Source organism: Pseudoalteromonas sp. S16_S37, from assembly GCF_014694405.1.
Taxonomy (GTDB): Bacteria; Pseudomonadota; Gammaproteobacteria; order Enterobacterales; family Alteromonadaceae; genus Pseudoalteromonas.
Map to the genome: position 1 here is coordinate 1 of NZ_JAAUWV010000174.1, position 805 is coordinate 805.

Genomic DNA, 805 nt, shown 5'->3' on the forward strand with positions numbered 1-805 from the left:
TAATACCAATTGACTTAAAAGTTTGATCTAATAGCAATATCCAGATTCATTTTAATTCAGATATGCATACAGCAGAAGATTTTAAGCTATTGGCAAGGCAAACCTCCCGCGGACAATTAAGAACCCGATATTTAGCCTTGTTCCATTTCAAACGAGGTCAAACCCACGCCCAGATTGCAATTAACCTCGGTGTTGCTAGAGGCAGTGTTAATACTTGGGTCTCCAACTACCTTGCATATGGCCTTGATGGTTTGCAAGATAAGCCCAGACTAGGCAGAACCCATCTGCTTTGTGTAAACCAACAAAACAACTCAAGAAGTTCATCCTAGATAACGCAGTGAAACCTGACCGAGGTCGCCTAATCGCAGAGGATGTACGCTGCTATATTCGCGATACCTTGCAGGTCGATTACGAATTGAGAAGTGTCTATCGCATCATGCATGCATTGGGATTTAGCTGGATAACCAGTCGCTCGAAACACCCAAAGCAATCTCCTGAGGCGCAAGACACTTTTAAAAAACTTTCAGCTGGAAACGATCCTTCACACCCCAGGTCACCTACCACTTGAAGGAGTTGATGTCTGGTTTCAGGATGAAGCACGATTTGGGCAACAAAACCAAACAACCCGAATATGGGCTACTAAAGGCAGCAGGCCGAGGGTAGTTAAGCAACAACAGTTTGAGTATGGCTATCTGTTCGGCGCGGTGTGCCCAAGTAATGGAAAAACGGAGGCATTCATTAGTCCGTTTGTGAACAAAGATGGCATGAGACAACACTTGAAACAGATCAGCGACGCAACGGAGGC

3 protein-coding genes are annotated in these 805 nt (G+C 45.0%); all 3 read left to right on the forward strand.

The features are described 5' to 3' along the window. Positions 1–62: 62 nt before the first annotated feature. Positions 63–329, forward strand: coding sequence for a helix-turn-helix domain-containing protein (locus HC733_RS23710; RefSeq protein WP_190367190.1), 267 nt, complete (start codon positions 63–65; stop codon positions 327–329). A gap of 8 nt (positions 330–337) precedes the next feature. Next, positions 338–568, forward strand: coding sequence for a helix-turn-helix domain-containing protein (locus HC733_RS23715; RefSeq protein WP_190367191.1), 231 nt, complete (start codon positions 338–340; stop codon positions 566–568). After that, a partial coding sequence (locus HC733_RS23720) for a transposase (RefSeq protein ID WP_446727653.1) occupies positions 537–805 on the forward strand: 269 nt, incomplete at its 3' end. The genes HC733_RS23715 and HC733_RS23720, both read left to right, overlap by 32 nt.

What these genes read in the sequence shown, in the direction of transcription:
- HC733_RS23710 (WP_190367190.1), top strand. Translation starts at nt 63, where the DNA reads ATGCATACAGCAGAAGATTTTAAGCTATTGGCAAGGCAAACCTCCCGC.